The sequence below is a fragment of the Tabrizicola aquatica genome (assembly GCF_002900975.1).
Classification (GTDB): Bacteria; Pseudomonadota; Alphaproteobacteria; order Rhodobacterales; family Rhodobacteraceae; genus Tabrizicola; species Tabrizicola aquatica.
The window spans coordinates 181,573-202,291 of the sequence record NZ_PJON01000002.1 but is presented as its reverse complement, the minus strand read 5'-3'; the positions used below and the strand labels follow the sequence as shown (position 1 = coordinate 202,291).

The following is a 20,719-nucleotide window of genomic DNA, read 5'->3' as shown; positions in this document are numbered from 1 at the left end:
GGATCAGCGGCCGCCGATCACGCCGATATAGTCGCTGACCCAGCGGTAATAGGGCACGCAGGCGCCTTCACCCTGGCTGCAGTTCGATACCGGGGTGGTCCAGAACCGGATCTTGTCGAAATCGTCCATCCCGTTTCCGGTGCAGGTCTCGGCCGTCGACATGCCGCGTCCGTCGGTGCAGGCCGCCGGAACCGAGGGGTTCGCCCCGAACCAGACCGCCAGGTCGGATTGCAGGTTCGACGACAGCGTATGTTCCATCCACAGGTACGAGCAATTCGGGTTCGCCGCGTCGACATGCATCATCGTCGTGTCGGCCCAGCCCGTCGCGCCTTCCTGCGGGATCACCGATGCGATCGGCTGGCCGTCCGCCTGCAACAGGTTGCGCTGGAACGGCCAGGAGCCCGAGGCGACCACGCCTTCGTTCTTGAAGTCGTCGATCTGGATGAAGGCGTCGTGCCAGTAGCGGCTGACCAGCTCACGCTGACCGCGCAGCAGGTCCAGTGCGGCCTTGTACTGCTCTTCGTTCAGCTCGTAGGGCGAGGTGATCCCCAGTTCCGGTTTGTGGAACATCAGGTATTGCGCGGCGTCGGCGATGTGGATCGGGCCGTCATAGGCCTGCACACGCCCCTTGTTCGACTGGCCGTCCGGCAGGGTCTGCTCCTCGAACACGACGTTCCAGCTGGTCGGCGGTTCCTTGAACACTTCCGAGTTGTACATCAGGACATTCGGCCCCCACATGTAGGGCACGCCGTAATGGACGCCGTCCACCGTATGCCAGGGCGCCGACTTCAGCCGCTCGTCCACCGTCGACCAGGACGGGATCAGGTCGGTATTGATCGGCTGCACGCGGTCGCCCGCCACAAGGCGCAAGCTGGCATCGCCCGAGGCGGTGACCAGGTCGAACCCGCCCTCGTTCATCAGCGCCACCATCTCGTCGCTGGTGTTGGCGGTCTTGACGTTCACCTTGCAGCCGGAGGCCGCCTCGAACTTGGTGACCCAGTCGAATTCCTTCACCGTCTCGCCGCGCTCGATATAGCCGGGCCAGGCGACGATGTTCACCTGGCCTTCCGGGGCACCGATCTCGGTGACCTGGGCCAGGGCCGGGGTAATCGCGGTCCAGGCGCACAGCGCGGTGGTTGCCATCAGTTTCATGGTCTGCATTGCATCACTCCCTGGGGTTGGGCCGCCCGCGACACGGGGCCGGGGCGGCGCGCCGGTATTCCGGTCATGTGAGCAAGCTACGCAGGCGCGCAGGAATCGCAAATGCAAAAGATGGATGCATGGTATCGGATTTTCCGATGGATCACTGTCCCAGGTGCAAACCTGCAATCAGGTCGGATCGACCCGCGTCAGGCTCTCGCGCAGGCGGAGCAACCGGGCCGGATCATGCAGGAACAGGCTCTCGGGTGGCGCGGTCAGCAGCCAGTCGGGCAGGGCGCTGCCGTCGATCTGGCGGGTGTCCAGGCCCGGCAGATGCAGCCGGCCGGTCTCGGCCAGCCAGTGGTGGCACGTGGCGGCCCGAAGGACAGCTTGCGCGACGTCGGGCAACAGGGTCAGCGGCCGGTCCGGGGGATCGCTGCGGTCCAGCGCCGCCAAGGGCGCGATCAGGCGGGCCACCCGCCGCGCGGAGTCGGGGACATGCCCGGCTTCGGCGCGCAACCGGGCCAGCAGGACCAAGGCCTCGGCCGACAGTCCGGCATTGACCTCGGCCTGGGGCAGGTCGTCCGGGCAGAGATGGTCGGCCAGGAAACGGGTGGCGAAATCCCGGACGATGCCGCCACCCAGCAGCCCCGCGCGGTCATAGGCCACCAGGTGCGGCGGGGTGCCAAAGCTGGACTCACAGTCCAGGATCGCCGCGCGCAGGGTCGGCTCGACCACGGGCAAGGGGGCGCTTTCGACCTTCAGCCATTCCTGCAACCGCGCGCGGAAATGCGCGACGGGGTGGCGGACATAAATCACCGGCATCAGGTCGGGCGTCAGTTCCGCCAGAATGTCGGCCAGCCGCTGTTTCGCGCGGGGGCGGGTGTGCTGGATCAGCAATTCGCTGGACAGGACCATGACCTTGGGCGGATCGGCCAGAACCGCCTCGCAGGTTCGATTCCACACCTCCCAGGCGTGCAGCGCGGCGGTCTCGGCCCCGCCCTGATCCTGCAAGGACCAGGCTGGCAGGCGGTTCGGGTCCTCGCACAGGGGAAGCAGCGCGTGATGGGCGATGGCCCGGCCACCGAACCGGGGATACAGGACACCCCGCGCCCGCAGGTCCCGCGACGCGCCATGCAGGCCCTGTTGCAGCGCGGTCGAGCCGGTCTTGACCTGGCCCAGGTGCAGCAGCAGCCTCACGGGGTATTCCCGGCCTGGGCCGAGCGGACGAAGTTATGCGCCGGGGCCGACAGCGGCGCGCCCTTGCGCCAGGCCAGACCCACCTGCACACTGGGCAGGTCGCCCGACACATCGCGGATCTCGATCCGGTCGCCTTCCAGGCTCCAGGGGCGGTAGACCAGGCTGGGCAGGATGGCGAGGCCCGCGCCCGTGGCGACCAGCGACCGCACCGCCTCGACGCTACGGGTGCGGAAGGTGATCTGCGGCTTGACTGGCAGGGCAGCCGTCAGGCGGCGGGTCGATTCCTCGATCTCGTCCACCATCAGCTGGATCAGCGGCTGACCGGCCAGTTCTTCCAGCGTGATCGATTCCTGTTGCGCCAGCGGATGGCCCAACGGCATCCACAGCCGATAGGGCGAGACGAGCAGGGTTTCCACATTCAGCGCTAGCCGGTCCTTGACCGACGAGGTCAGCAGGACCGCCACGTCCAGCTCGCCCCCGATCAGAAGATGCTGCAGGTAGTCGCCGTTATCCTCGATCACGTTCAGCTCGATCTGCGGAAAGGCGCGGCGATAGCGGGCCAGGATGTCCGACAGCACATAGCCCGCCACCAGGCTGGTCACCCCCAGCGACAACCGCCCGGTCGCGGCCTCGGCCTCCTCTTGAAAAGCCGTCCGTGCGGTGGCCACATCGGCCAGGATCTTGCGGGCATGGCGCAGGAAGGCCGACCCCTTGTGCGTGATCAGCAGGCCCCGCGCCTGCCGGTCGAACAGGATCACGCCCAGGTCATCCTCCAGTCCCCGGATCGCCTCGGTCACCGAGGACTGGCTGATCGACAAGGCCCGCGCCGCGCCCGAGACGGACCCGGCCTCGGCGGCGGCGACGAAGAATTGCAACTGGCGCAGCGTGAAGGCCATGCGTGGCTCGGGTTGCCGGCGGCGGCGGGGGTTTCACACCCCCGCACCCCCGTGGGATATTTGAGGAAGAGAAAGACCCCGCCAGTCTGCGGATTCCGCGCCGCAGGGCAAGCGTGCAAACGCGCAGGTTGTTGCGGCGACCCTCGCGTGGTTTCTAGGGTGCGGGCAGCGATGGAGACAGGCATGTGGTTGGCAGTTGCAGCGGTGGCGCTGGGCGGGGTGGCAATCGCGGTGCAGGCCCCGATCAACGCGGCGCTTGGCCGGGGGTTGGGCGCGCCGGTTCCGGCGGCGGCGGTGTCCTTCGGGGTGGGATTCCTGGTGTTGCTTGCCGTGTCCGTCGTGCAGGGGCAGGGCGGCGCCTATTTGAAGCTGGGCCAAGTCCCCACCTGGACGCTGCTGGGCGGCCTTCTTGGCGCCTGGTATGTCTTTGCCGCCGTCTGGGGCGTGGCCTCGCTGGGCGTGGTCACCCTGGTCGCGGCGCTGGTCTTCGGGCAGATGGCGGCGGCGCTGGTCATCGACGCCACCGGCATCCTGGGCATGGCGGTGCGCGAGATCACGCCCACCCGCATCGCGGCGGCGGGGATGGTCCTGGGCGGTCTGGTGCTGTCGCGGCTTTAGGACCGATCCACCGGCTTTGACCGCATCATCGCCACCGTCTCGCGTTCCGCGCGGCGGCAGGCGACCGGGGGCAACCCGCGCGCGACCAGGTCCATATCCTCCAGCACCCGGGTGCCGATCTCGCGCAGCGCGAAGGTCAGCGCGCCCGCGCGGTGCGGCGAGAACAGCATGTTCGGGGTCTGGCGGATCGGGTCGTCCTGCGGCAGCGGCTCGACCGGAAACACGTCGGTCGCCACGCGCACCCGGCCGGTCCGGGCAGCCTCGGTCAGCGCCGGGAAATCCGCCGCCGCCGCGCGTGACATCAGCAACAGCATCGCCCCCGGCTGCATCAGCGCCAATGCATTCGCGTCGATCATCCCCGCATTGGCCGTGGTGATCGCCGCCATGACAAAGACAAAGCGGTTGCCCGACATCAGCGCATCGAACGCCACCGGCTCTACCCCCAGGCGGCGCAGGTGGCCGGGGGGCAGCCAGGGGTCAAAGACCTGCACCCGGCAGCCAAAGGGCGCGAGCAGCCGGTGCAACGCCCGCCCCAGGTCGCCGAACCCGATGATCCCCACGGTCGATCCCGCCAGCAGTTCCGACTGCCGGTTGCCGTCGAACAGCCATTTTTCCTGCCCCGTCAGGAAGGCCGCATGTTCGCCATGGATGTTCCGCGCCAGGCTTAGCGCCATCCCCAGCGCCATCTCGGCCACCGGGGCGGCAAAGACCGCGCCGGGGGCCAGCACATGCACGCCGCGCCGGAAACATTCATCATAATCCACGTTCGGCAGGAAATTCGTCTCGACGTTGAAGATCGCGCGCAACTTCGGCGCCATCGCCAGCCGGTCCGCGCCCATCGCCTGTTGCGAGATCAGGATGTCGGTCCCCGGCAGATGGGCGGCATAGAAGGCCTCGCGGTCCTCGCCCTGCCATTCCGTCACCTGATAGCGCGACCGCAATTCGGCCAGCGCCTCGGCCGAGAAGATTTCATCGGTCGCCCGGGGTTCGGGATCGTACAGCACGCGCATGGCAAGGGGTCCTTCCGGTTCCCCGCCACCTTAGGCCAACCCTGCCCCGCGCAACAAGGTCAGACCGAAACCTCGCGGTGCAGCACGTCCCGCTCCAGCGCGTCCTTCCGGCCTTCCAGCGCCACCGCCCCCCGGCGCAGGACATAGACCTGATCGGCGCGCGCCCAGGCAAAGTCGAAATACTGTTCCACCAGCACCACGGCCATGTCGCCCTTGGCCTTCAGATAGTCGATCACCTCGCCGATCTGCTGGATGATGTTGGGCTGGATGCCTTCGGTCGGCTCGTCCAGAAGCAGGACCTTCGGCTGCATGATCAGCGCGCGGGCGATGGCAAGCTGCTGCTGCTGCCCGCCCGACAGATCGCCCCCCCGGCGGTGCAGAAAGCTTTTCAGGATCGGGAACAGGGTGAACACCTCGTCCGGGATCTGGGCTTCCGCCTTGGGCAGCACGGCAAAGGCGGTCTCCAGGTTTTCGCGCACGGTCAGCAGCGGAAAGATCATCCGCCCCTGCGGCACCACCGAAAGCCCGCGCCGCGCCATGTCCTGCGCCCGCAGGACCGGCAACGCCTCGCCCGCCAGCGTCACGCCGCCCCCGGACCGGGGATGCGTCCCCGCCAGCGCCTTCAGGAACGAGGTCTTGCCCACCCCGTTCGGCCCCATGATGCAGGTCACTTCGCCCGCCTTGGCGGCAAAGTCGATGCCGTGCAGGATCTGGCTGCCGCCGTAATGCAAGGTCAGTCCGGTCGTGGAAAGCATCAGCCGCGCCCCAGGTAAACGGCGATCACTTGCGGATCGCGGGTGACATGGTCCAGCGAGCCTTCGGCCAGCACGCTGCCTTCGTGCAGGACCGTGACCCGGCAGTTCAGGCGGCGGATGAACTCCATGTCATGCTCCACCACCACCACGGCGCGGGTTTTCGCCAGGCTGACCAGCAGGGCCGTCGTCTGCTCGCGCTCGGCAGGGGTCATCCCGGCGGCGGGTTCGTCCACCAGCAAAAGCCGAGGCTCCTGCGCCAGCAGCATTGCGATTTCCAGCCATTGCTTCTGCCCGTGCGACAGCTCGCCCGACTTGCGGTGCAACTGGTCGCCCAGGCCCACCTCCTCGGCCAGGGCCTGCACCCGGTCCATGTCGGCGGCCTTGGGTCGCCAGAACAGCACGGCCCAGGGGCTGCGGTTCGCCTTCAGCGCCAGGATCAGGTTGTCCTCGACCGTCTGGTCCTCGAACACCGTGGGGCGCTGGAACTTGCGGCCGATGCCTTCGCGCGCGATCCGCGCCTCGTTCATCCCCAGAAGCGAGATCGAGCGTTCGCCAAAGGTCACCCGGCCCGCGTCCGGACGGGTCTTGCCGGTGACGATGTCCATGAAGGTGGTCTTGCCCGCCCCGTTCGGCCCGATGATCGCGCGCAACTCGGCCGGGCCGATGCTGAACGACAGGTTGTTGATCGCGCGGAACCCGTCGAAGGTGACCGAGACGCCCGAAACCTCCAGCAGCGCGCTCATTCCCGCGCCTCCTGTTCCTGCAAGGCCCCGTCGTTCGGACCCAGCGCCGCGCCCTTCCGATCCGGCGGGCGGATGTGCTGGAACCGGTCGAACAGCCCGCCGATCCCCTTGGGCGCCAGAAGCGTGACGGCGACGAAGGCCAGGCCCAGGATCACCAGCCACCAGTCCACCCAGTTCAGGGCGACCGGACCCAGCGGAATGTCCGGCAACCGGCCCGAGGTGAACAGCGACGACAGTAGGGACACAAACGCCGCCCCGATCACCGCGCCATACAGCCGCCCGCGCCCGCCGATGGCGACCCAGACCGCCAGATAGATCGACGCGATGGGCGCCAGTTCCGCCGGGTTGATGATGCCCGCCTGCGGATAGTACAGCACCCCCGCCAGCGCGGCGATCACGGCGGTCAGGGTAAAGACGAACAGCTTGTAGGTCTCGACCGCATAGCCCAGGAACCGCACCCGCGCCTCGTCGTCTCGGATGGCGCGGATGACGCTGCCGAACTTGCCCGAGACGACCCAGGCCAGCGCCAGATACCCCAGCCCCAGCGCCAGCGCCGAGGCCCAGAGGAACCAGACCGACACCAGATCCTGCGAGGCGTCGCCCAGCCCCGGCAGGTTCTGCAGCCCCGACAGCCCATTGTTGCCGCGCAACCCGCTGTCGTTCTGGAACAGGTACAGCGCCAGCGCCAGCGTCATCGCCTGGGTCAGGATCGACAGATAGACCCCGGTGACACGGGACCGGAACGCCAGCCAGCCAAAGACCAGCGCCAGCACGCCCGGCACCGCCAGCGCCAGCAGCAGTTGCAGGGGCAGCGAATGCGCAAAGGCCCAGATCGCCGGCAGGTCCGACGACCCCACCACGCCAAAGATCTGCGTGGCGATGCCCTGGCTGACCTCCTCGGGCGTCGCGGGCAACCCGCCCTGCGCCAGCGCCTGGACCACGATTTCCTCGGTCCGGGCATACATCAGCCACATGCCGATCATGTAGCCGCCAAGCGCAAAGAACGCCATGTGGCCGAGGGAGAGGATTCCGGCATAGCCCCAGATCAGGTCCATCGCGAGCGCGACAAGGCAAAGGCACAGCGTCTTGCCCAGCGTCTTGACGAAAGAGGTGGAGAGGAACCCCACGCCATAAGCCTCGGACAAAAGGGTGACGATCAGGGTGAACGCGGCCAGGAAGGCGATGAAGATCAGCGCCGAGGGGTTCTGGGCAAAGAAGCTTTTCGACTTGCCGTCGGACCGGGGGCCAGCCCCGTCGCCCATCGGTCCTTGAACCGATGGCGGAACCGATGGTCGACCCCCGGGATGTTTCTGGACAGAAAATGTCATGGATCAGTCCCCCGCCGCGCGGCCGCGCAGGGCGATGATGCCCCTTGGCCGGAACTGGATGAAAAGGATGATGAACAGGATCATGTAGGTCTGCGCGGCCAGGGTGTTGGCGGGGTTCAGGAACTCGATCACCTTTTGCAGCGACCCGATCATCGTCGCCCCGGCCAGCGTGCCCCAGACATTGCCCACCCCGCCCACGACCACCGTCATGAACGACTGCACGATGTAATCCGCCCCCATCTCGGACGTGACCTTGGCGTAAAGCCCGATCGCCACCCCCGCGATCCCGGCGATGCCGCTGCCGAGGCCGAAGGTCAGCATGTTGATCCGGTCCGGGTTGATCCCCATGCTGGCCGCCATGGCGGGGTTCTGCGTCACCGCGCGCACCTCCAGCCCCAGGCGCGTGCGCTTCATCAGCCACAGGAAGAAGCCCAGGAAGATCAGCGCCAGGACGAAGATCGCGATGCGGATATAGCTGATCGAGACGACATCGTTGAACACCAGCGCCCCGTCCAGCCAGCCCGGCGCGGTCAGCGGCCGGGCCTGGGTGCCAAAGACGTTCTTCAGGATCTGCTGCAAGGCGATGCTGATGCCGAAGGTCGCCAGCAAGGTCTCCAGCGGCCGCTTGTAGAGGTGGCGGATCACCAGCCGCTCCATCGCCACGCCCGCACCGAAGGTGACGGCAAAGGCCAAGGGCAATGCGATCAGGATCGAAAGGGTGTAGTCCGGCACGAAAAGCTGCACCACGAACCCGGTATAGGCGCCGATGGTGATGAACTCGCCATGCGCCATGTTGATCACGCCCATGACGCCGAAGGTGATGGCCAGCCCGATGGCGGCAAGGAAATAGATCGCGGCCAGCGACAGGGCATCCAGCCCCAGGTCAGCGGCCTGCATCAGCCCGACCTTGCGGTCGATCCGCGCCAGCGCAGCGGCGGCCGCTTCGGTCACGGCGGGCTCTGCCTCGGCATAAACCTCATAGAACCGGTGCGCCGCCAGCGCCGCGGCCGCCTCGTCATCCGTCGCTGCCACCGGCACCGCGCCCGAGGCTTCCAGCGCCGTATAGGCCCGGTCCCGCGCCGCCTGCCTGTCCAGCGCGGCCACCGGCACCCCGCCGACCGAGCCGGCGTCGATATTCGCCACCAGGGCGGCCCGCTGTTCCTCCAGCGTCAGCCGGGCCGGCGCGAGCCCGCCTGCGACCAGAAGCTCATAGGCCTCCACCTCGGTCAGGTCGCGCCCGGGGATCAACTCGCGCGCCACATTCCCGTCCGGGGTGCCGGACACCGCCACCCGGCGCGTCGCCAGCAAGGGGTTCAGCGCCCCGCGCACGTCCAGCGCGGTATCGGCACCCAGCGACTCGATGGCCGCCACCCGCGCCGCCGGATCGGGATCAAAGCGCAGCGTCAGGAACCGCTCCAGCCGCTCCTTCTGCGCCTTGAGCGCGGGGTCGGCCTCGGCCTGCATCGAGGCGCGCAGGGGGGCCAGCGCCTCGGCCGTGGGGTCGCGCGCGATCGAGGTCAGCGCCTCGGCCCGCCGCGCGGGATCGGGATCGGACAGGGTGAACTGCACCAGCGCGGTCTCGATCAGCCCGCGCACCCCGGCGTTGGGCTTCAACTCGGTCACATCCGCCTTGGCAGCGGTCCCGCCAGGCGTGCCGTCCAGCGCGGTCAGCGCAAAGCCCTCACCCTCGGCCACCGCCAGGAACATCGCCCCGTCTGCCTTGCGCACCACCAGCCGCTTGTCGGCCCAGGCCGTCAGGATGTCATCCGCCATCGGATCGCCGCTGCCCGCCAGCGCGGCGATCACCGGCCCGATGGTCTGGCGCGACGGCTTTTCGATCATCGCGCGGTTTTCATCGACGATCCGCGCCGCCTCTTGGGCAAGGGCCGGCAAGGGCACAAGCCAACAAAGGGCCGTGAGGATAAGGGCGGTCAGGCGCATGGGGCGTCCGGGACAAAAGGGGGAGTGACGGGCCAGGCAGGAAGGCAAGCCCCTGTCCCGCAAGGGAAAGGGGAAGATGCCCGGCCCGTCAGGGTCAGCTTAGTAGTTCGAGGTCAGCTGCACGCAGGTCTTGGTCTCGGTGTTGTACATGCCGCACTGAAGATCCTTCCAGTTGGCATCCAGCACCGCCGATTCCGGCAGGAAGTCGGTCCAGGCGTCGCCCGCGACCGGCTCGGTCTGGCTGATGATGTCGAACTGGCCATCCGCCCGGATTTCGCCGATCAGGACCGGCTTGGTCAGGTGGTGGTTCGGCAGCATCTCGGCCATGCCCCCGGTCAGGTTCGGGAACTTCTGGCCCCACATCTTTTCGCGCACCATGTCGACCTCGGTCGTGCCCGCCTCGGTCACCGCGTTCACCCACATGTTGAAGCCGATGTAATGGGCTTCCATCGGGTCATTGGTGACGCGCTTGTCATCCTTGATGAAGGCTTTCCACGCCGCGATGAAGGCCGCGTTTTCCGGGGTGTCGGCCGACATGAAGTAGTTCCATGCCGCCAGATGGCCCGCCAGATTGGTGGTGTCGAGGCCCGACAACTCTTCCTCGCCGACCGAGAAGGCGACGACAGGCAGCGTATCGGCGGTGACGCCCGCAGCCGCCAGTTCCTTGTAGAACCCGATATTCGCATCGCCGTTGATGGTCGAGATGACGCCGACCTTCTTGCCGTCCGCGCCCAATGCCACCACGTCGCCGACGATCTTCGACCAGTCCGAATGGCCGAAGGGGGTGTAGTTGACGAAGATATCCTCTTTCGGGATGCCCTTCGAGATCAGGTAGGCCTCCAGGATGTTGTTCGTGGTGCGCGGGTAGACATAGTCGGTGCCCAGCAGCGCGAACTTCTGCACGCCAAGCTCTTCCAGGTAATAGTCGACCGCCGGGATTGCCTGCTGGTTCGGCGCGGCGCCGGTGTAGAACACGTTCTTCGACGATTCCTCGCCCTCGTACTGGACGGGGTAGAAGAGAAGGCCGTTCAATTCCTCGATCACCGGCAGCACGGATTTCCGGGACACCGAGGTCCAGCAGCCGAACATCACATCGACGTTCGACACGGTCAGCAACTCGCGCGCCTTTTCGGCGAACAGCGGCCAGTCCGAGGCCGGGTCCACCACCACCGCCTCAAGCTGCTTGCCCAGAAGCCCGCCCTTGGCGTTCTGCTGTTCGATCAGCATCAGCATGGTGTCTTTCAGCGTCGTCTCGGAAATCGCCATCGTGCCCGAAAGCGAGTGCAGCACGCCGACCTTGATCGTCTCGGCCTGCGCGAAGGCAAAGCGTGGCATGGTCATCGCAGCGGCGGCTGCGGCGCTGGACAAAAGCGTGCGTCTGGAAAGCTTCATGTCGTGATCCCCTGTTTCCCTGCCGCCTCTGACCCTTCCCTTTCGCGGGACAAGGTCCATATCCGGACGGCAACCCTGGTTGCACCCGTGCGGTGGTGACGTCCGCCAAGACCAGTCGCCACCGCACACCCCGGCCCCGGTTGGGCCGTGCGCTGTCAGGAAAGGGCAGGGGGCGTACAGCCGGCAATCACCGTCGCGCCGCGCTGCCGCGTCCGGACGCAGTTGCTGCAATTATGGGCGGTATTCTGCGCTGCAGCGTGAAATCTGTGCGCTCAGCCGCCGGACCACAGGCCCTGGTCCAGCGCGATCCAGCCCGCCGGCAGGTCGGGGGGCGGGCTGTCGTCCTGCCAGAACTCCAGCCGCAGGTGGTCGGCCAGGCCGGGCGCATCGGCGCTGGCCATCAGCGACCAGCGCATCCGAAAGCCATCCTCCAGCAACCCCTCGGCATAAAAGGCGATCTCTTCGGCCTCCAGTGCCTCGGACGGGTTAGCGTCCCAACCCTCGGCCCCGCCCCAGAACACCAGCCCCTCTACCTCGCGCAGCTTTTGCGCGTGGCGGGCCAGGGGGGCAAGGAAAGCCTCGATCGGGGTGGGGTCGCGTTTCGCCATGCCTATCTCCGCATCATCGCGATTCGGATCAGCGCGCGCTCCATCAGCGCCATGCCCGGCGCCTTGCTGGACGAGCGCAGCGTCAGGTCGGTCTCGACCAGCACCGCCACCGCCGCCTCCAGCACCCGCACGCCCCATTGCCCGGCCTGCCGCCCCATCGCGTCCTTCTGCTTGAAGTTCACCCGCGCGCGCTGGATGCCGACGCCCGGCCCACCGGGATCGGTCGCCGCCGCATGCAGGATGCGAAAGTGCCGCAACGCGCCGATGCAGATCGTCACCGGATTGACCCCCTGCCCCTCCAGCCGCCGGAACAGCGGGCCAATGGCCCCCGCCCGCGCCTCGGCCACGGCGTCGATCAGGTCGTCCACCTCGGCCTCGATGGTGGCCGGAGCCATCGCCGCCACATCCGCAGGGGTCAGCGGCGTCGCATCGCCGTATTTGTACAGCGCGATCTTCTCCAGCGTCTGGCGAAAATCGCCGGGGTCCAGCGCGCGGGCCAGGGTGTTCAGGTCGTTCATCGCCTCACGGTCGATATCGACCAGCCCCGCCGCCTTCAGCGCGGCCTCGATCTCTTCCCGGCCCGGGGGTTCGTCATACAGACCGATGCAGACCGCCGCCGGATGCTTTTCGAACAGCCCCTTCAGCGCCGACTTCCCCGTCAGGTTGCCCGCCGTGACCACGATCACCGCATCGCCGGGGCGCCACTCCTTCAGCGCCACCGCCACTGTATCGGCCAGCCCATCCGTCGCCTCTTCCAGAAACGCGACCCGAGGACCGGGGAAGAACCCGACCGCCTTGATCGCATCCAGCAAAAGACTGCCATCCTTTCGCAGGTCCGCGCCCGACATCCGCGTCAGCCGCATCTCCGCCTCGCCCTCGGGGCCGACCAGCGCCGCAATCGCCTCTTGCCGCTTCAGCGCCACCCGCATCGCATCGACGCCAAAGATCAGCAGGCCCGGACGCGCAGGATCGGGCTTTGCGCAATAGCGCGCGGCCTCGGCCCCCTTCAGGATCATGGCAACTGGGCCGAGACGGCAATCAGCCGCGCGACGATCTGGTCCGCCAGAATCCGCATCAGCCGGAACGCCGCGTCCTCTTCGGCCGCCAGCCCGGCGATGGTCGATCCGGTCGCGGAATAGGCGGTAAAGTTCTGCACCCGCCCGCTGGCCACCTTCACCCCCGAGGCGCGCTCGGTCAGCGTCCAGTCGACCACGCCCTTCAGGTTGAACCGGGTGATCTGGTTTTCGGTCGTGATGCCGACGCCCACGGCCTCGGTCGTGATGGTATATCCCAGGTCATAGCGAATGTCCTCGGGCCGCCCCAACCGCTCTTCCAGCCGCTCGACCAGGTCAAACCCGGCCTTGGTGGTCGGGTCCTGCACCCAGATCGTGCCCAAAAGCTTGTCCGCGCCCCCGCCCGGCGCATAGGCCGGGGTGAACCCGCAAGCCACCAGGGCCAGCGGGGCAAAAAGGACAAAGCGGCGGCTATACGACGACATTGATGATGCGGCCCGGCACGACGATGATCTTCTTCACCGGCTGACCGGCAAGGAACTTGATCACATCCTCATCCGCCAGCGCCAGCTTTTCAACCTCGGCCACGGGCATATCCTTTGGCACGCTGATTTCCGCCCGGCGCTTGCCATTGATCTGGATCGGCAGGGTCACCGTGTCAGCCACCAGCAATGCCGGGTCCGCCTTGGGCCAGGGGGCCTGTGCGCACAGACCCGCGCCGCCCTGATAGGTCCACATCGACTCGGCGATATGCGGCACCATCGGCGACATCAGTTTCGCCAGGATGCGGATCGCCTCCTTCATCGTCGCGGTCGAGGCATTGGCCTTCGCGATGGTGTTGGTAAAGGCATACAGGCTGGCAATCGCCTTGTTGAAGGCAAAGCCGTCGATTCCCTTCGTCACCTCGTCGATGGCCCGGGCCGTGGCCCGCGCCAACTCCGCGTCGCCCTCGCCCTTGTGGTCGGCCGGCATCTCGCCGATCCGGGAACACAGTGCCCAGACCCGCGACAGATGCTTGAACGCCGCCTCCGCGCCCGAGGATGTCCACTCCACATCCCGTTCGGGCGGAGAGTCCGACATCACGAACCACCGCGCCGTATCCGCGCCGAAGCTGGCGATGATGTTCATCGGATCGACGACGTTCTTCTTCGACTTCGACATCTTGGCCGAAGGGATGACCTCGACCAGCAGCCCCTCGTCGCTCAGGGCGCGGATGAACGCGTCAACATCGTCGACCATGTCCAAAGGCGGTGGCTCATTGCCCCGCACCACGATCCGGCGGTCGGCAATGTTGAAGGCGGTCACGTCCTCGGGCAGGTGATAGACCGGCCGCCCCGCCGCGTCGGTCGTCTTGTAGATCTCGTGCGTCACCATCCCTTGCGTGAACAGCGCATTGAACGGCTCGATGGCCTTCTTCGGCAGATGGCCGGTCTTGTGCATCGCCCGGGCGAAGAAGCGGGAATACAGCAGGTGCAGGATCGCATGCTCGATCCCGCCGATATACTGGTCGACGTTCATCCAGTACTCGGCATCCTCGGCCACGGTCGGGGTCGTCGACCGCGGCGCGGTGAAGCGGGCATAGTACCAGGACGAATCGACAAACGTGTCCATCGTGTCCGTCTCGCGCCGCGCCTTGGCCCCGCACTTGGGGCAGGTGCAGTCGCGCCAGGTCGGGTGCCGGTCCAAGGGGTTGCCCGGCACGTCAAAGCTGACGTCGTAGGGCAATTCGATCGGCAGGTTTTCCTTCTTCTCGGCCACCACGCCGCAGGTCGGGCAGTGGATCACCGGGATCGGGCAGCCCCAATAGCGCTGGCGGGAAACCCCCCAGTCGCGCAGCCGGAACTTGGTGACGCCCTGGCCATAGCCGTTGGCCTCGGCATGGGCGATGGCCGTCGCCACGCCCTCGTCCCCGGTCTGCACGGTCTCGCCGGCAAAGCCCCGGATGTAATGGACCTTCTCCGACTTCATCGGCACGAAAGCCTCGTCCAGATCCGCGTCGCTGCCATCCGCCGTGAACACCGGCTTGATCGGCAACCGGTATTTCGTGGCAAAGTCAAAGTCGCGCTGGTCATGCGCCGGGCAACCAAAGATCGCCCCGGTGCCGTAATCCATCAGAATGAAGTTCGCGATCCAGACCGGCAGTTCCCAGTTCGGGTCCAACGGATGCTTCACCCGGATGCCGGTGTCATAGCCGATCTTCTCGGCCGTCTCGATCTCTTCGGCGCTGGTCCCGCCCTTGCGGCACTTCGCCACGAACTCGGCCACCGCCGGATCACCCTCCAGCGCCTTGGCCAGCGGATGATCCGGGCTGATCGCCGCAAAGCTGGCGCCCATCAACGTATCCGGCCGCGTCGTATAGACCTCCAGCCGCTCGAACCCGGCCGGAGCGCCCACCGTCTCGAACGCAAACTGCAACCCGCGCGACTTGCCGATCCAGTTCGCCTGCATCAGACGCACCTTCTCGGGCCAGTCCTTCAGCCCGTCCAGGGCGCTCAGCAGTTCCTCGGAATAATCGCTGATCTTGAAGAACCACTGCGTCAGCTCGCGCCGCTCCACCGCAGCACCCGACCGCCAGCCCTTGCCGTCGATCACCTGCTCGTTGGCCAGCACCGTCATGTCCACCGGGTCCCAGTTGACCACGGCGGCCTTCCGGTAGACCAGCCCGGCCTCCATCATGTCGATGAACATCGCCTGCTGCTGGCCGTAATACTCCGGGTCACAGGTCGCCAACTCGCGCGACCAGTCGATCGACAACCCCAAAGGCTTCATCTGCGCCTTCATGTCCGCGATGTTGCCGTAGGTCCAATCCTTCGGATGCCCCCCCCGCTCCATCGCCGCATTCTCGGCCGGCATCCCGAAGGCGTCCCAGCCCATCGGATGCAGCACGCTGAACCCGCAGGCCGCCTTGTAGCGCGCGACCACATCCCCCATCGTATAGTTGCGCACATGCCCCATGTGGATGCGCCCGCTGGGATAGGGGAACATCTCCAGCACATAATACTTCGGCCGCGCCGGATCGCGCCGCGCCGTGAACGCCCCCGCCGCCTCCCAGGCGTCCTGCCATTTGGGTTCGATCACCGAAGGGTCATAGCGCGACATCAGAGGGCCTCTCACTGCTTGCCGGGCTGAATTACACGGATCGCGGCGAAAAGGTCCACCCCGCTCCATTTTCTGTCTGCAAATATCCCGGGGTCCGGGGCAGCGCCCCGGGGCCTGCCAGGCGCCAAGCGGCTTACAGCTTGCTGTCGCGCACCCGCAACTGCCGCGCCCGGGTCAGGATCGCATCCTCGACCGCCCGCACGGTTTCCGGCGCGACCGCACCGCCGCCCTGGCCCTGCAACGCCACCTTCAGGCTGCGCGCATCCAGCGCCGGGTCCTGCACATAGATCGTCGCGCGATAGGCCCGACCGCCGCCCGGAGGCCGGCCATACCCCGTAACGATGACCCCGGTGAACGGGTCCACCGATTCGACGGGCAGAAAGTTCAGCACCTCAAGGCTGGCCTGCCAGATGTACTTGTTGACCTCGACCGTGGTGTTCGGATCGTCCGAGTTCGAGAACAGGTCCCAGATCGTGCTGCCCCGCTCGCGGTCCGGGTTTGCCGCCCGGTTCGCCGCGCGCTGGGCATCGGCCCGCTCCTGGCGCGAGAGTTGGTCCTCGGTCGGCAACCCGCCGCCCCGGTTGAACAGCCCCCCGCCACCGCAGGCGGAAAGAAAGGCGACCAGCCCGGTTGCCAGACCAATGCGTGCGACCCGCTGCAAGTTCATCCGTCCATCCCGCCTTTGCATGACCTGCTGTCTAGCCCAGCGCCCCCGGCCTGCCAAGGGCTTTCGCCTCACGCACAGCCTCGCGCGCGAGTCAGGAAGGGTGGGGGTCAGGCCATCCCGACCTGTGGCATGTCTGCACCAGATTTGGGCCGTTTTGCGCGGCGCGGGCTGTTGGCGTTGCAATCCGGGGCGCTGCGGATGAAATACGATCCATTCCCGCTGCGGATTCCCCTGCGGAGGGCTTACCTTGAAGGAAAGAGGGAAAAACATGAAAAAGGTTCTTCTCGCGACCAGCGCCCTGGTGATGTTTGCCGGTGCTGCCTCCGCGGAAATCGCTCTGTCGGGCTCGGCTCGCATGGGTCTGGTCTATGACGAAACCCAGGGCACCAACGGCGAAACGTTCTTCTCGTCGCGTATCCGTATCGTCTTCACCGCTTCGGGCGAAACCGACTCGGGCCTGTCGTTCGGCGCTTCGGTCCGTAACGACCAGTCGGGCGTTGGCGGTTCGGAAAACGGTGACTCGACCGTCTACATCTCGGGCGCTTTCGGCAAGCTGACCATGGGCGACGTGTCGGGCGCTGCTGACGCTCTCGTCGGTCAGGTCTCGGGCGTTGGCTACGGCCCGAACGACGCTCTGCAGGAAATCTCCTTCATCGGCACCGACAAGACCGCTCTGTACTACGAGTACAGCGCCGGCGCTCTGACCTTCGGTCTGGGCATTGGCCAGCTGTACTACCCGGACGAGTTCGGTGGTGTTGACACCGCTGACGCCGCCAACATCGGTGTGAAGTACGCTGCTGATGGCTACTCGGTCGCTCTGGGCTGGGAAACCTCGGACACCGAAGAGCGTATCCACCTCGGTGGTTCGGCCACCTTCGGCCCGGCAACCGTCAAAGTCCGCATCTCGGACAGCGACAACGCCCTGCTGGATACCGCTTACGCTCTGTCGGTTGACTATGTCACCGGCGCGACCACCATCACCGGCTTCTACACCGACTTCGGTCTGAACGGTGTGTTCCTCGGCGTTGACACCCAGCACATCGGTCTGGGCGCTGCCTACGACCTGGGTGGCGGTGCGACCCTGGCTGGCGGTATCGTTCAGCAGCGCAACGACATTGGCGACGACCCGATCTTCGCCGACATCGGTCTGAAGTTCTCGTTCTAATCCTTCGGGATCAGACGAACGGAAAGAGCGGGCCTTGCGCCCGCTCTTTTCTTTTCCGGCCCTGCGATTAGGTTGCCCGGCAGCAGACAGGGGGCGGCATCATGGGGTTGGACCAGATTCTCGCGCGGGTGCGCGCGGCGGAACAGGCGGCGGGGCGGGCCGCAGGCTCGGTCACGCTGATCGCCGTCTCCAAGGTGCAACCGGCCGAACGGGTGCAGGCCGTGCTGGACCAGGGTCACCGCGTCTTTGGCGAAAACTACGTGCAAGAGGCTGCCGGGAAATGGCCCGACTGGCGCGCCGCCTATGGCCCGTTGCAGGTCCACATGATCGGCCCCTTGCAGACCAACAAGGCCAAGCTGGCCGTTGATCTGTTCGATGCCATCCACACGCTGGACCGCCCCTCACTGGCGCAGAAACTGGCCAGCCTTGGCCAGGCGCGCGGATCGCTGCCGCAGCTTTTCGTCCAGGTGAATACCGGGGAAGAGCCGCAAAAGGCCGGCGTCCTGCCCGCCGACCTGCCCGGCTTCCTGCGCGATTGCGCGGGTCTGGGCCTGTCGCCCCATGGCCTGATGTGCATCCCGCCCGAAGATCAGGACCCCACCCCGCATTTCGCCGTGCTCGCCCGCATGGCCGCCGATCACGGGCTATCCGGCCTGTCGATGGGGATGAGCAGCGATTTTGAGGTCGCCATCGCCCACGGCGCCACCCACATCCGCGTCGGCAGCGCCATCTTCGGCGCCCGCACCTACCCCACCCCTTAACGCGGGCCTAACCCCGACGCGCCCCACCATTCCCTCGCAGCGCGCCCCTCACCGACCGACACTCCCCGGCCCCGTAGGTCGGGGCTTGCCCCGACTCCCCCGCCAAAGCCCGCACCACACCCACCAATCCCGCAGCCCGGGGCCTGCCCCCGACTCCGCCAAGCACCCGCACGCCGCAGACCGCGCCTCAACCGACTCCCCGACCAACCACCCGCATCCGACCCACCACCCCGTAGGTCGGGGCGTGCCCCGACTCCCCCGCCAACCGCACCTCAACCAACCCGCCCACTCAGGCCACGCCAGGCCCCGGCGTAGGGTGTGCTTCCAGCGCACCCCACCGGCAGGAACCCCCGCCAGCACCCCTTAACAAATCCCTAACGCCCGCGACTAACCCATTGGAAACGCGGGAACATCAGAAAATGTCCACCGTGGACAGAGTCAGACCAGCCAGACCCGCGCATAGGGGGGCAGCACGATCTGCCCGTGGTGGGTCTCCACCCGCTGGTCCGACAGAAGGTCCCGCATCTCCCCCACCCCCAGCGCCCGGGCCCACCCCTCGGGCACCTCCTGCCAGTGTTCGGTGAAGTTGAAGAGGGCCAGCAGAACCCCCGTCGGCGCGACCCGCTGGAAGGCGAACACCCCCGGATTCCCCGCCGCCGCGACCCGCACCGGCACCCCCCCATGCAGCGCCGGCACCGCCTTCCGCCGCGCCAGGATCGCCTTCGTCCCCCAAAAGACTCGGCTGGCCGGCGTGTCCCCCGAATGCCGCGTCTCCGCCAGCCCCCAGTCCATCCGGGGCCGGTGGACCCACCGGCTGTCATGGGCCAGGTGGGGGTCGTCGCGGTAGCTGTAGTCGTTCGTCAGCGCCAGCTCGTCCCCCATGTAGATCAGCGGGATTCCCCCCCAGGCCGCGATCAGCGCGTGCCCCATCAGGATCCGCTGCACCGCCATCTCGACCCCCGCCGGGTCAGCCGCCCGCTCCAGCCCCGCCAGCGACGCGAAGGACCCCGAGATCCGCTTGTCCCCCGTCGCCTCGTTCACCTGGAACAGCTCACCCGTCGCGAAGGTGCCGGGAAAGCTGCCCTCATAGAAGTCGGACAGAAAGCCCCGATGCCCATGCCCCGACAACCCCACCGCCGCCGCATCCTCATCCGTCACCGCCCAGCCGATGTCGTCGTGGCAGCGGATATAGGTCGCATAGGTCGCGTTCGTCAGCCGGTCGGGAAAGTGGGTGGCCAGCACGTGACTCATCAGCCGGGTGTCCCGAGTGGCCAGCGAGGACCAGAACTGCACCATCAGACTGTTGTGGTAGGCCAGGTTCCCCTCTTTCCCGTCATGCTTGCCGCGTCCCAGATAGGGCAGCATCTCTGCCGGCGCGACGATCGCCTCCTCCAGGTGCAGAACCGCGGCCGAGGCGATCCGGCTGCACGCCCGCAGGGCCTGCAGCAGCATGTGGACCTCGGGCTCCGACTGGCAGCGCGTGCCCATCCGCTTCCACATGAAGGCCACCGCGTCCAGCCGCAGCACGTCCACGCCCCGGTTGGCCAGAAACAGCATGACCTCGACGATCTCCAGGAACACCGCCGGGTTGGCCCAGTTCAGGTCCCACTGGTGTTCGTTGAAGGTGGTCCAGACCCATTTCCCGATGTCGGGGTAATGGGTGAAGTTGCCCGGCGCGTTGTCGGGGAACACCTCGACCAGCGTCCGCTCGTACTGCTGCGGCAGGTCGGGGTTGTCGAACATCAGGTAATAGTCCTGATACTTCGGATCCCCCTTCGCCGCCTTCTTCGCCCAGGCATGTTCCTTCGCGGTGTGGTTCAGCACCAGGTCCACGCACAGCGAGATCCCCCGGGCGCGCAGGGCGGTGGCGACCGTCTCGAAATCCTCCATCGTGCCGAAGGCCGGGTTGATCTGGCGGTAGTCCATCACCGAGTAGCCGCCATCGCTGTCACCGGGCCGCGGCTTCAGGCAGGGCATCAGGTGGACATAGGTGACGCCCAGATCGTCCAGGTAATCCAGCTTGTCCAGAATCCCGCGCAGGGTTCCGGCGAAACGGTCGATATAGAAGACATAGCCCGCCATGCCGGGCCGCTGGAACCAGTCCGGCTCCAGGTCGCGGGCCAGGTCCAACCGCTTCAGGTCGGCCGGACGTTCCTCCCAGCCTTTCTTCAGCGCCTTCACCAGCTTGTCGCGGAACGCGGCATAATCAGACCGGGCACCATACAGCGCCTCAAGCATCGGGAAGAGGTCAGGGGCCGAGCGGGCATGCCGCAGGTTGAAGATTTCGTCATCCGCGACGGACGGCGTTCTGGCCATGGGCTCCTCCCTGTTTGGGCGAGACTAGGCAATCCAAAGCGGTTTGGAAAGGGGATTGAGCCGAAGC

18 protein-coding genes are annotated in these 20,719 nt (G+C 66.9%); 3 read left to right on the top strand and 15 right to left on the bottom strand.

Going from position 1 to position 20,719, the window contains the following annotated elements; all coding sequences use genetic code 11:
• Positions 1-3: 3 nt before the first annotated feature.
• The 3 genes from CXR42_RS09370 to CXR42_RS09360 all read right to left on the bottom strand — a co-directional run bounded on the left by CXR42_RS09370 (position 4) and on the right by CXR42_RS09360 (position 3,236).
• Positions 4-1,161, bottom strand: a complete 1,158-nt coding sequence (locus CXR42_RS09370) for an ABC transporter substrate-binding protein (RefSeq protein ID WP_103257285.1) — start codon at positions 1,159-1,161, stop codon at positions 4-6.
• A gap of 168 nt (positions 1,162-1,329) precedes the next feature.
• A complete protein-coding gene (locus tag CXR42_RS09365) occupies positions 1,330-2,340 on the bottom strand; it encodes a hypothetical protein (RefSeq protein ID WP_103257284.1) in 1,011 nt (336 codons plus the stop codon).
• Positions 2,337-3,236 (bottom strand): LysR family transcriptional regulator, encoded by a 900-nt coding sequence (locus tag CXR42_RS09360; RefSeq protein WP_103257283.1) that lies wholly within the window; start codon positions 3,234-3,236, stop codon positions 2,337-2,339. The genes CXR42_RS09365 and CXR42_RS09360 overlap by 4 nt, the downstream gene beginning before the upstream one ends.
• Positions 3,237-3,419: 183 nt before the next feature.
• On the opposite strand from CXR42_RS09360, the gene CXR42_RS09355 reads away from it, so the two are divergent.
• Positions 3,420-3,854, top strand: a complete 435-nt coding sequence (locus CXR42_RS09355) for a DMT family transporter (protein ID WP_245875400.1) — start codon at positions 3,420-3,422, stop codon at positions 3,852-3,854.
• Here CXR42_RS09355 and CXR42_RS09350 read toward each other — a convergent pair.
• The 11 genes from CXR42_RS09350 to CXR42_RS09300 form a co-directional block, all read right to left on the bottom strand.
• Entirely contained in the window at positions 3,851-4,864 is a 1,014-nt protein-coding gene (locus CXR42_RS09350; RefSeq protein WP_103257281.1) for a hydroxyacid dehydrogenase, read from the bottom strand. The genes CXR42_RS09355 and CXR42_RS09350 overlap by 4 nt on opposite strands.
• A 59-nt stretch (positions 4,865-4,923) precedes the next feature.
• Complete coding sequence (urtE, locus tag CXR42_RS09345; protein WP_180996016.1) at positions 4,924-5,619, bottom strand: urea ABC transporter ATP-binding subunit UrtE; 696 nt, start codon at positions 5,617-5,619, stop codon at positions 4,924-4,926.
• Entirely contained in the window at positions 5,619-6,362 is a 744-nt protein-coding gene (urtD, locus tag CXR42_RS09340; RefSeq protein WP_103257279.1) for an urea ABC transporter ATP-binding protein UrtD, read from the bottom strand. The genes urtE and urtD overlap by 1 nt, the downstream gene beginning before the upstream one ends.
• Positions 6,359-7,624, bottom strand: coding sequence for an urea ABC transporter permease subunit UrtC (gene urtC / locus CXR42_RS09335; RefSeq protein WP_103257278.1), 1,266 nt, complete (start codon positions 7,622-7,624; stop codon positions 6,359-6,361). The genes urtD and urtC overlap by 4 nt, the downstream gene beginning before the upstream one ends.
• 69 nt (positions 7,625-7,693) lie before the next feature.
• Positions 7,694-9,532, bottom strand: a complete 1,839-nt coding sequence (urtB, locus tag CXR42_RS09330; RefSeq protein WP_425444859.1) for an urea ABC transporter permease subunit UrtB — start codon at positions 9,530-9,532, stop codon at positions 7,694-7,696.
• Positions 9,533-9,730: 198 nt separating this feature from the next.
• The gene (gene urtA, locus CXR42_RS09325; RefSeq protein WP_425444858.1) at positions 9,731-10,972 is read right to left on the bottom strand and encodes an urea ABC transporter substrate-binding protein; all 1,242 of its coding nucleotides are present in this window, start codon (positions 10,970-10,972) and stop codon (positions 9,731-9,733) included.
• Positions 10,973-11,295: 323 nt separating this feature from the next.
• Positions 11,296-11,631: a hypothetical protein gene (locus CXR42_RS09320; RefSeq protein WP_103257275.1), complete on the bottom strand. Its 336-nt coding sequence runs from the start codon at positions 11,629-11,631 to the stop codon at positions 11,296-11,298.
• A gap of 2 nt (positions 11,632-11,633) precedes the next feature.
• Positions 11,634-12,647 (bottom strand): DNA polymerase III subunit delta, encoded by a 1,014-nt coding sequence (holA, locus tag CXR42_RS09315; protein WP_103257274.1) that lies wholly within the window; start codon positions 12,645-12,647, stop codon positions 11,634-11,636.
• Entirely contained in the window at positions 12,644-13,129 is a 486-nt protein-coding gene (gene lptE, locus CXR42_RS09310; protein ID WP_103257273.1) for an LPS assembly lipoprotein LptE, read from the bottom strand. The genes holA and lptE overlap by 4 nt, the downstream gene beginning before the upstream one ends.
• The gene (gene leuS, locus CXR42_RS09305; RefSeq protein ID WP_103257272.1) at positions 13,116-15,743 is read right to left on the bottom strand and encodes a leucine--tRNA ligase; all 2,628 of its coding nucleotides are present in this window, start codon (positions 15,741-15,743) and stop codon (positions 13,116-13,118) included. The genes lptE and leuS overlap by 14 nt, the downstream gene beginning before the upstream one ends.
• Before the next feature lie 133 nt (positions 15,744-15,876).
• A complete protein-coding gene (locus CXR42_RS09300; RefSeq protein WP_103257271.1) occupies positions 15,877-16,410 on the bottom strand; it encodes a DUF3576 domain-containing protein in 534 nt (177 codons plus the stop codon).
• A gap of 268 nt (positions 16,411-16,678) precedes the next feature.
• Between CXR42_RS09300 and CXR42_RS09295 the strand changes: the two genes are divergently transcribed.
• Complete coding sequence (locus CXR42_RS09295; RefSeq protein WP_103257270.1) at positions 16,679-17,575, top strand: porin; 897 nt, start codon at positions 16,679-16,681, stop codon at positions 17,573-17,575.
• Positions 17,576-17,676: 101 nt separating this feature from the next.
• Positions 17,677-18,336, top strand: coding sequence for a YggS family pyridoxal phosphate-dependent enzyme (locus CXR42_RS09290; RefSeq protein ID WP_103257269.1), 660 nt, complete (start codon positions 17,677-17,679; stop codon positions 18,334-18,336).
• Positions 18,337-18,774: 438 nt separating this feature from the next.
• Here CXR42_RS09290 and CXR42_RS19900 read toward each other — a convergent pair whose 3' ends face one another.
• The gene (locus CXR42_RS19900) at positions 18,775-20,652 is read right to left on the bottom strand and encodes an amylosucrase (RefSeq protein ID WP_103257268.1); all 1,878 of its coding nucleotides are present in this window, start codon (positions 20,650-20,652) and stop codon (positions 18,775-18,777) included.
• Positions 20,653-20,719: the final 67 nt, after the last annotated feature.

What these genes read in the sequence shown, in the direction of transcription:
- CXR42_RS09370 (WP_103257285.1), bottom strand. Translation starts at nt 1,161, where the DNA reads ATGCAGACCATGAAACTGATGGCAACCACCGCGCTGTGCGCCTGGACC.
- CXR42_RS09360 (WP_103257283.1), bottom strand. Translation starts at nt 3,236, where the DNA reads ATGGCCTTCACGCTGCGCCAGTTGCAATTCTTCGTCGCCGCCGCCGAG.
- CXR42_RS09355 (WP_245875400.1), top strand. Translation starts at nt 3,420, where the DNA reads ATGTGGTTGGCAGTTGCAGCGGTGGCGCTGGGCGGGGTGGCAATCGCG.
- CXR42_RS09350 (WP_103257281.1), bottom strand. Translation starts at nt 4,864, where the DNA reads ATGCGCGTGCTGTACGATCCCGAACCCCGGGCGACCGATGAAATCTTC.
- urtE (WP_180996016.1), bottom strand. Translation starts at nt 5,619, where the DNA reads ATGCTTTCCACGACCGGACTGACCTTGCATTACGGCGGCAGCCAGATC.
- urtD (WP_103257279.1), bottom strand. Translation starts at nt 6,362, where the DNA reads ATGAGCGCGCTGCTGGAGGTTTCGGGCGTCTCGGTCACCTTCGACGGG.
- urtC (WP_103257278.1), bottom strand. Translation starts at nt 7,624, where the DNA reads ATGGGCGACGGGGCTGGCCCCCGGTCCGACGGCAAGTCGAAAAGCTTC.
- urtB (WP_425444859.1), bottom strand. Translation starts at nt 9,532, where the DNA reads ATGATCGAAAAGCCGTCGCGCCAGACCATCGGGCCGGTGATCGCCGCG.
- urtA (WP_425444858.1), bottom strand. Translation starts at nt 10,972, where the DNA reads ATGACCATGCCACGCTTTGCCTTCGCGCAGGCCGAGACGATCAAGGTC.
- CXR42_RS09320 (WP_103257275.1), bottom strand. Translation starts at nt 11,631, where the DNA reads ATGGCGAAACGCGACCCCACCCCGATCGAGGCTTTCCTTGCCCCCCTG.
- holA (WP_103257274.1), bottom strand. Translation starts at nt 12,647, where the DNA reads ATGATCCTGAAGGGGGCCGAGGCCGCGCGCTATTGCGCAAAGCCCGAT.
- lptE (WP_103257273.1), bottom strand. Translation starts at nt 13,129, where the DNA reads ATGTCGTCGTATAGCCGCCGCTTTGTCCTTTTTGCCCCGCTGGCCCTG.
- leuS (WP_103257272.1), bottom strand. Translation starts at nt 15,743, where the DNA reads ATGTCGCGCTATGACCCTTCGGTGATCGAACCCAAATGGCAGGACGCC.
- CXR42_RS09300 (WP_103257271.1), bottom strand. Translation starts at nt 16,410, where the DNA reads ATGAACTTGCAGCGGGTCGCACGCATTGGTCTGGCAACCGGGCTGGTC.
- CXR42_RS09295 (WP_103257270.1), top strand. Translation starts at nt 16,679, where the DNA reads ATGAAAAAGGTTCTTCTCGCGACCAGCGCCCTGGTGATGTTTGCCGGT.
- CXR42_RS09290 (WP_103257269.1), top strand. Translation starts at nt 17,677, where the DNA reads ATGGGGTTGGACCAGATTCTCGCGCGGGTGCGCGCGGCGGAACAGGCG.
- CXR42_RS19900 (WP_103257268.1), bottom strand. Translation starts at nt 20,652, where the DNA reads ATGGCCAGAACGCCGTCCGTCGCGGATGACGAAATCTTCAACCTGCGG.